This is a genomic window from Companilactobacillus huachuanensis, assembly GCF_005404815.1.
Classification (GTDB): Bacteria; Bacillota; Bacilli; order Lactobacillales; family Lactobacillaceae; genus Companilactobacillus; species Companilactobacillus huachuanensis.
In genome coordinates this window covers 147401-156320 of the sequence record NZ_BJDF01000005.1, presented here as the reverse complement: position 1 = coordinate 156320, position 8920 = coordinate 147401, and the positions used below count along the sequence as shown (strand labels likewise).

Below are 8920 nucleotides of genomic sequence, written 5' to 3'. Positions count from 1 at the left end.
AACTCATTTACTATTTTGACTTTGAAATCCAGATTGTACTTAATCATAGTGAACCCCTCCAGGTTTGGATCATGTGTCCAACCTCATGGGTTCACTCCACACGCCCGGTGGTGTAATTGCTAAAGCAATAACGCCACTTTCGCTGCAAATGAATACTCTCAGCTCTTCCAACTAGTTTATTTTTTTTAATGGCAGGAATAATAAAACGAAGACCCCTGATTATTTGAATAAATTAGTCATAAATTTAAAAGTTTAACAAAAATGAAGTGAAAAAATATCCTAGCCGGAGGTTGTCAGAAATATAGTCAGCAGTGAAGGTGGTGTTATGGCTTTAGCCATTACACCACAGGACGAGTTTTGAAATTCGCGGACTGTGCGAAGTTCAAAATCGAGGTTCGAGACCGTACTTTGGCTCGAACCGGTCCTCACAGCAGACTATATTTCTGACAACTGGAGGCGGCATACTTAATGAAGAAGACAGAGGTAGAGATATGGTTTCCCAAGCTGTTCAACAATTGTTTATTAAAGCGTATACGATCATTAAATTAAATCTATTGTTCTGGGCACTGAGCTTTGCCGGAGGACTCATTTTAGGAGTTGGACCGAGCCTAATGGTTATAAATGAGCTGTTCTATGATTATGGATATAATTATAGTCAAATGACTTGGAAAAAGGCGTGGGTAATGTTTAAACAGAAGTTTACCATCGGAAATAAGTTATTCTACTCATTTTTCACGGTAGCATTTATACTTAGTTATAGTTTGTTCTTATCAGTTCAAGTACCTGGTTTACCATTTCTAGTAATCGACTTCATCATTGGAATTGTGCTGTTAGCTATCATCTGTATTTATGGATACACATTGAATATTAAAGCTGGGTTTGATATCAATGTTATCAACAGTTTCAAATTGGCATGTGCTCATTATTTCTTCAATTTTTTCGACAACTTGAAACAAATCATTGGCTTGGTAGTTATTTTAGGGATCACTTACAAATTTCTGGGATTGATTCTCTTTGCAACGGTCAGTCTGATAGTAATTTATACACAATTTGTTGGTCAAAACTGGATTAAGCATGTGGATGAACTGAATTAATAGGGGAATTAATTGGGGTCTTAAATATGATTGATAATCATTACAATCTTCAAAAGTTAATGACGTTTTACATTAAGGTAATGGTGATCACCATTACCTTATTTGCGATTTTGATGTCAGCCTTTCGAATTGTCGATATTTATGTTGAAAAGGATCAAACGTTGAATGAAGGTATCAATCGAAGTTCATCTATTGTTGAGTCCCAACAAAACCAAGTTGATAATTTAACCAAGAATATCAATCAGAGTCAGGATCGTGTTGCTAACTTAGAGGCGTTTTTCCGAATGGATCCTGAAGCCTATCTGGATTATAGTCAGAGTCATTCTAGCAGCAGTTACTTCTACTATTTACCCAATCAAGTAGCTGACTTTCTGAGAAATAGTAAGGCTACCAAAGTGACTTTATCACTAAATCAGGAGTCAGAGTCAATCAGCATGAATCCCCAGAATCTCAGTGGCAGTCGGATCTCTGCAAAAAAAGTAGAATCCAAAGGTTTATATTATGGGACCTCTCTGATCAACGATTCAACTTATCAACCTTATGGTTCGGTCATTGTTAATTTCAGTCCAGAAAGATTAAATGCTTCATTGAAACAGGCACATAATAGTCAAGGAATGCAGATTTTCGTAGTCACGAGTGTTGGAAGAATTAGATATAGTTATAACTCCAACCTTATGCCAGTAGCGAAAAGGAGTCTGATTAATAATCCCAAGCAAGGTAAGAGCTTGATACATTCTTTAGAAAATGAGTATTTTGTGAAAACACAAAAAGCTGATAATCAGGATGATATTGTCGCTTTAGTCCCCAAGTTTGTGGTCTATCGAAAGATAGTTTTAACAATTTTATTCTTCATATTATTGGCGGCCGTGGTTGATACATTCTTGTGGTGGACATTGAAGTATGTTTTCCACAACTACACTTTACATTTGGAATCTATGACCAAGGCTATGGAAAAGGTTTCCGGTGGAGACTTGAAAACGAGAATACCCGTTCCCAGTGAAGAAGGGGAACTCAATACCTTGGCTACAGGAATCAACGATATGCTAGATGCTATTGATCAATATGTTTTGCAGATCTATCAATTGGAATTGGCGCAAAAAGATGCCAATATGAAGGCATTGCAATCACAAATAAATCCGCATTTCTTATATAATACACTTGAGTATATCCGCATGTATGCAATTAATGAGGGCCAGACGGAACTGGCCGATGTTGTGTTTAGTTTTGCTAGTTTGTTGAGGAATAATATCAGTCAGGAAAGTACGGTTACTCTGGAAAAAGAGTTTGAGTTTGCGGAAAAGTATATCTATCTTTACCAAATGCGTTTCCCAGATCAATTGGGATATCAGTTTAATTTGGCTGACGATTTGAAAGATTTGAGTGTCCCCAAATTTATCGTTCAACCATTGGTAGAAAATTATTTTAAGCATGGGATTGATTTGGAACGTTTCGACAATGCCATTCATATTAAGGCCAGAAAAAAAGCTAATACTGTAATTATTTCAGTATCCGATAACGGTACACCGTTAAGTGATGAGCAACTTGAGAAGTTGAATGATAAATTGTCTGCCCAAGGAAGCGGTCTCGTAAAAGGTGATGTATCAATTGGCTTGATGAATGTTAAGGCCAGAATGACAGGTGCATTTGGAAATGATTTTGAAATGAAAGTTATGAATAACAATTTTGGTGGGGTCACAGTAACGATGCAGATAATTTTGGAGGGATAAATTATGTACTCGATTCTGATTGTTGACGATGAATATATGATTTTAAAGGGATTGGAAAAAATCATTAAATGGTCGGATTATGGATTTAAGATTGTTAAGTCAGCTCGAAATTCGAAACAGGCTTTGGAGTTTTTAGAGGATAACGACGTTGATCTGATCATAACCGACGTTAATATGCCGAGAATTAGTGGACTGGATTTAATTAAAATGGCTCAGGAGTCAGGTAAAAAATTCGAATTTATGATTCTCTCTGGATATCAGGAGTTTGACTATGTGAGAACTGGATTGCAGCTCGGAGCGATTGATTATATTTTGAAACCGATTGATTCTAAGGCATTAGTCGCGTCATTAGCTAAAGTTAAGAATATTTTGGATTCACATAAGGCCATTCAAAAAGCTTCGGTAGTCTCGTTAAACGTCCAAATTCAGCGGTTATTTGAAAGCGATATTGATCAAGCAGATTTAAGTTTGCTATTTCATCAATTACGTATTACGCCCGATATTATAAAAAGTGGCATGACAGTTATTGCTTGTAATCGTCTCAATGATTTTTCGAAAGTCGAACAGCTATGCCAACAATATGGTCAAGTATTGAGTTTTGAGCATGATCGACATTTATTTATTGGATTCATTGGTGGTCGAGGTTTATTACTCAAGTTTGTTAGAGAGCTTGAGGATAAAGGGTATATCAATGGTGAGTCATTTATCACAGTTGGAGAAACGGTCTACGATTGGCAAAATATTAGTCAGAGTTATGAACAGGCTGCCCGGCTTGCAAAGATATATAAATTTTATGAAAAGAGCAATAAATTTAGTAATAATAACCTTCGTGTCGATTGGTTGAAACAGGCCACATTACCAAAAGTATCCCTAGTAAAAATAAAACAAGCGATTGCTTTGGGGGAATACGAGCAATTAATTGAGGAGTTGAAAAATATCTTTACTGATTTGACCAAACGAGGCGCCAGTCCATCATATGTTCGTCAAATTGCTTTTCTTATCTATTCGGAAGTGAATGTAAAAATAAATTTCGACGCCCAGACATATCAAGAATATGTAACTAGAATCAATAATGCTACTGATTTACAAAGTCTCATGGATATTTCTACAGAAGTAATCGAACAATTATCCAACAAAGTCGATGATCAGAAATATTCGGAAAATATTAAACAAGTTATGTCGCTGATTCATCGTGATTTTAATAACGATTTGAGTTTAAAAATTGTTTCCGACGAATTACATTTGAACCCAGATTACTTAGGTCAGCTATTTAAAAAAGAAGTTAAGATGAGCTTTTCAAAGTATCTCAATGAATATCGTATTCAACAAGCCCAAGAGTTTTTACGAAATAATAATCAAAGCATTGCTGAGATTGCAAATAATGTGGGCTATACAACAACGGCCTACTTCTATCGTAATTTCAAATCTATTTGTGGATTGTCACCAAAAGAGTATCGAAATAAATACATTTAAAGGAAAATATTATGCTGAAATTTCCCAAGGAATTCCTCTGGGGGGCTGCTGCCTCCGCTCCTCAGACTGAAGGACATAGTTTGATGAATGGCAAATCTGCTACAACGTGGGACAAGTGGTTTGAAATAAGTCCCGAAAAATTCAATGATAAACAAGGGCCTAGTGATACGTCTAATACGTATGAGTTGTATCGTGAAGATGTTGCAAATATGAAAAAAATTGGTATGAATTCATATCGAACCTCAATTTCATGGGCTCGTTTGTTACCAGACGGACAGCATCTAAATAATGAAGCTGTAGAATTTTATCGAGCATATTTCCAAGAAATGTTAGACAATGGAATTAAACCGATTATTAATCTTTTTCATTTCGATATGCCTTGGTGGCTAATGGAAAAAGGTGGCTGGGAAAATCGCGAATCCGTTGATGATTTTGCATTCTATGCTAAAACTGCTTTTGAACAGTTTGGCGACTTGATCACTGAGTGGACGACATTTAACGAACCAATGGTTCATATTGAGTGTGGCTATTTGTACAAATTCCATTATCCAGCAGTGGTCGATATGAAACGTGCGGTTCAAGTTGGATATCATACGCTGATGGCACATGTTTTAGCTGTGAAGGAATTCCGTAATAGTGGAATCAACGGTCGAATTGGTATTATTTTAAATGTTTTGCCAGCGTATGGTCGTAGCGATGAGAGTGCCGATCTGCAAGCTAAGAAGGCATCCGATTTAATTAATACGCAGAGTTTTTTGGATCCAGCAGTGTTGGGCAAAATACCTGCAGGATTGATTGAACTATTTAGACAAAATAATTTATTGCCAGTAACTGAAGTGGAAGATACCGAATTAATTAAAATGAACACAGTTGATTTTATCGGTATCAATTACTATCAACCAAGGCGTGTGAAGGCACCAACCAATCCCAAGGTTCCGGCAGAAATGCCCGAGGATCTGTATGAACCATATGATTGGCCAGATAAGAAAATCAATCCATATCGAGGCTGGGAGATTTATCCGCGTGCTTTATTCGATATTGCCATGATGATGAAGGACAAATATCGCAATATTCCATGGTATGTTAGTGAGAATGGCATGGGAGTTGCAGATGAGTCACGTTTTAAAGATGATTCTGGTATGATTAAGGATCAGTATCGAATTGATTTCATCAAGGAACATTTGGAACAATTACATCGTGGTATTGAAGCCGGCAGCAATTGCTTTGGCTATCATATGTGGACTTTTGTGGACTGTTGGTCATGGTTAAATGGCTATCGAAATCGTTATGGCTTTTACAGCGTTGATTTAGATAATAATTATCAACGAACAGTTAAGAAAAGTGGCTTGTGGTTTAAAGAATTAACAAAAAATAATGGCTTTGAACTGGAGAAATAGCATGGAACAAATAATATCGATCGACGTAGGTGGTACGAGTATCAAATATGGGCTTTGGAATGAGACCCAACAATTATTGACCTCAAAGGGAAAAGTCGCTACTCCTAAAAACTTAGCTGGATTTTACGATGCCATTCAAAACATTGTAGAAAAATTTGAGTCTGAACAGGTTGATGGTGTTGGATTTAGCATTCCTGGTGCTGTTAATCAGGAAACTGGTGTAATTGGTGGTATCAGTGCTCTGCCATATATTCATAATTTTCCGATTCAAGCAGAATTAGCAAGAATCTTGAATCTGACAGTAACGATGGAAAATGATGCTAATTGTGCTGCACTTGCCGAAGTTGCCGTCGGTGCGGCCTCAGATATGAGCGATGTTATTTTCATTATTATTGGAACGGGTATTGGTGGTGCGGTTGTTCTAAATCGTCAAGTTATTCATGGCAAACACTTGTTGGGCGGTGAATTTGGGATGATTCTTGATGACAAGAATGAACGTCTCAGTCTAAGAGGAACGGCAGTGCATATGGCTGAACGTTATAGCGCTGATTCAAGTCATAAATTTACTGGTCAAGAAGTTTTGGAATTAGCTGAGCAGGGTGATCCGGTGGCTCAACGATATACGGATGATATTTATCAAAATTTAGCACGGGCTATTTATAATTTACAATTTGTAGTTGATCCTGAAGCAGTTATTATTGGTGGCGGGGTGTCAGCTAACAGTGAATTCATTCAAAGACTTGATTCTGAAATTAAGAATTTGGTTAATGATGTTGATGATATAAAGATTGTTCCAACCTTGGTTGCAGCAGAATATCACAATGATGCTAACTTAATTGGTTCTGCTTATAACTTTTTTAATAGGAAGTAGGTGGGGTCGCCTCTGGTCATCAGTAATATAGTCCTGCTGTGGGGACCGGTCCGAGCCGAAGTGCGGTCTCGAACCTCGCTTTTGAGCCGGAAATCGCGTCTCAAAAGTCGTCCGGTGGTGTAAGAGCTAAAGCTCTAACGCCACCTCCACTGCTGGACTATATTACTGATGACCTCCGGCTGGTTTATTTTAAATATAAAAAATGGAAAAAGCTTTCAAATCTACATTTGAACATATAGATTTGAAAGCTTTTTTGAGTGAAATAATTAATGGATTTTTCAACATTTAATCAAATTTTTGAAAAATTTAAAAAAGGATTGTCTAGTGGCATTATCGATCCACTAGATAATCCTGCATATTAAAAATCGACGATCAAACATTTTTTAAATTGAATAAGTTAACGAATATTTTCCGCTTTATAATTAATGATTAACGTCAACATCTGAAGATTTAACGAATTCATCAGTTGCCACACGGTAATATTTGTCGCCGTTAATATAAGTAATACTATCGGTTTTCCAACTAGTATCGTTTCTCAAAGCTCTATTGTTAACTAGTTGACCTTTAGCGTTGTAAATGTTTGCGTAGGTATTAGAGTTGACAGTTACGATTAAACTAACGGGGGAGTACACATAAACATCATTGGCACTGACAAATTCATTGGTTGCAACGCGATAGTACTTAGAGTTGTTGATAACATAAGTTTTTCGGTCGGTGATCCAACTGCTACTTGGAGCCAATATTCTGTTAGCAATCAACTCATCCTCGGCTTTATAAAGCTCTTTTTCAGAATCATTGTAGGTTCTAATGTAAAGATTAAGGTCTTCATATGGATAAGCCTGACTCATTTTTGCCCACTCATTAGTAGCGACACGATAATAACCGACGTCATCAATCATCATAGTAGCATCGTTAAACCAGTCAGTTCCGGGAGCCAAGACACGGTTAGTAATAACTGACATGATGTTGTCGTTACTTAGTTTGTAAAGATCAACTGTTGGTTTATCAGCGTAAGTGGAGATTGTCTGATTCTTATAATTAATTTTGCTATTGTCCTTATTAGAATCTTTGGTACTGGAACCAGAACTACGATTAGTTGTCCATTGAGCATAAAGTTGAGTATTAGCCGATACTGTATAATCAGATCCTACTTTATATTCAACGCCGCTACCATCAGGATTTGTGTTCCAACCAATTAGTCTATAACCAGGTCGGGAGAATCCAGATTTAGGAAGGGTAATGAAACTTCCGACTGCGGCGTCTTGGTCCTTGGTAATTCCATTTCCATTAAAAGTTAAATTATTAGGTTTAATAGTAAAAATTCCATCAACAGTTTTAATAGAATAGTTTGGATTGTCGCCCAAAACTATCGAAATCTTATAGGTACCAGGTGTTTCGGCAGGTTCCCGTTTTAAAGTATAGTTGAGGGCCGCTTCATGGGTTTTATCGGTTGAATAATCAACTTTGGCAGTGAATTCTGGATCTTTTTCCCCCTCAAATTTTGAATTAGGGTTAGCAGTGATGGTTACAGGTTGTTTTGCAATGGTAAACGTTCCTAATTGAACCTTTGATGGGTCTATAGATAGATTCTGTGCATGTTCGTTGAAAGCTGTAATAAATTCTGAATTCATATATATTTGATAGGTACCGGCGTCAGTTCCGGGAGCACGAACTAATGCTAATGCTGGCATTTGGCTCTGATTTATGTATTGATCCTCGGTTTGGTAGAAATTCTTCCCTAAACCAGTATGTATTTCAGCTGAGTAGATATCACCATTGTTAAACGTCTTGACGATAAATACTACTTCATCATTTAACATTTCTTCTTCAATGGTTGAGTAATGAGTTGCATCAGGAGCTTGGGTATTTGTAATGGTGCCATCAGAATTAGTTGGAAGAGTATGAACCGACGTAGTATCCTTCGGATCAGTTTGATCTGAGTTATTTGCATCTAAAGCAGTAGTATCACCTTGAGAATCACCCTCAGTACTGCCACCCGTAACAGCGTTAAAATTGCCAGTTGAAGTACCGCCATCACCAGCAGCAGTAGAATAACCAGTTGAATTGCTGTCATTACCAACAGCTGAGGAACCACTACCATTTTGGATTAAAGGTCCAGATATACCTTTATTGTCAGTATTACTGCTAGTAGATTCAGTAACTGCATTTGAGTTGCTGCCATCTTCAGTTGAAGATTTACTATAAACAGATACTTCCTCAGTCGTATCTGCTAGGGCTGTTTTTTCCTGAACGGCCAGTAAGGCACCACTAATAGATACTGCAGAAATAATGGTGTACATCAGTTTCCTATTGTATTTATGTTGCTTATACTTTCTTAATTTCAATTTCAAATCCCCC

General features: G+C 37.1%; 6 protein-coding genes. 5 read left to right on the top strand and 1 reads right to left on the bottom strand.

Annotation, left to right across the window (positions count from 1 at the left end; all coding sequences use genetic code 11):
* Positions 1-491: 491 nt before the first annotated feature.
* From FFM71_RS04465 to FFM71_RS04445, 5 genes are read left to right on the top strand one after another with little or no spacing between them, the layout of a single operon-like run.
* Positions 492-1094 carry a DUF624 domain-containing protein gene (locus tag FFM71_RS04465; RefSeq protein WP_137610987.1) on the top strand — a complete coding sequence of 201 codons (603 nt, stop codon included), beginning with the start codon at positions 492-494 and terminating at the stop codon, positions 1092-1094.
* Between the two features lie 26 nt (positions 1095-1120).
* A complete protein-coding gene (locus FFM71_RS04460) occupies positions 1121-2821 on the top strand; it encodes a sensor histidine kinase (protein ID WP_137610986.1) in 1701 nt (566 codons plus the stop codon).
* A 3-nt stretch (positions 2822-2824) separates the two neighbouring features.
* Positions 2825-4294: a response regulator transcription factor gene (locus FFM71_RS04455; RefSeq protein WP_137610985.1), complete on the top strand. Its 1470-nt coding sequence runs from the start codon at positions 2825-2827 to the stop codon at positions 4292-4294.
* A gap of 11 nt (positions 4295-4305) precedes the next feature.
* Entirely contained in the window at positions 4306-5691 is a 1386-nt protein-coding gene (locus tag FFM71_RS04450) for a glycoside hydrolase family 1 protein (protein WP_137610984.1), read from the top strand.
* 1 nt (position 5692) lies between these two features.
* Positions 5693-6562, top strand: a complete 870-nt coding sequence (locus FFM71_RS04445; RefSeq protein ID WP_137610983.1) for an ROK family protein — start codon at positions 5693-5695, stop codon at positions 6560-6562.
* A gap of 422 nt (positions 6563-6984) precedes the next feature.
* Here FFM71_RS04445 and FFM71_RS04440 read toward each other — a convergent pair whose 3' ends face one another.
* Positions 6985-8907 carry an MBG domain-containing protein gene (locus FFM71_RS04440; protein WP_137610982.1) on the bottom strand — a complete coding sequence of 641 codons (1923 nt, stop codon included), beginning with the start codon at positions 8905-8907 and terminating at the stop codon, positions 6985-6987.
* Positions 8908-8920: the final 13 nt, after the last annotated feature.

Excerpts from the sequence above, each read along its gene's own strand:
- FFM71_RS04455 (WP_137610985.1), top strand. The coding sequence starts at position 2,825 with ATGTACTCGATTCTGATTGTTGACGATGAATATATGATTTTAAAGGGA.
- FFM71_RS04445 (WP_137610983.1), top strand. The coding sequence starts at position 5,693 with ATGGAACAAATAATATCGATCGACGTAGGTGGTACGAGTATCAAATAT.
- FFM71_RS04460 (WP_137610986.1), top strand. The coding sequence starts at position 1,121 with ATGATTGATAATCATTACAATCTTCAAAAGTTAATGACGTTTTACATT.
- FFM71_RS04450 (WP_137610984.1), top strand. The coding sequence starts at position 4,306 with ATGCTGAAATTTCCCAAGGAATTCCTCTGGGGGGCTGCTGCCTCCGCT.
- FFM71_RS04465 (WP_137610987.1), top strand. The coding sequence starts at position 492 with ATGGTTTCCCAAGCTGTTCAACAATTGTTTATTAAAGCGTATACGATC.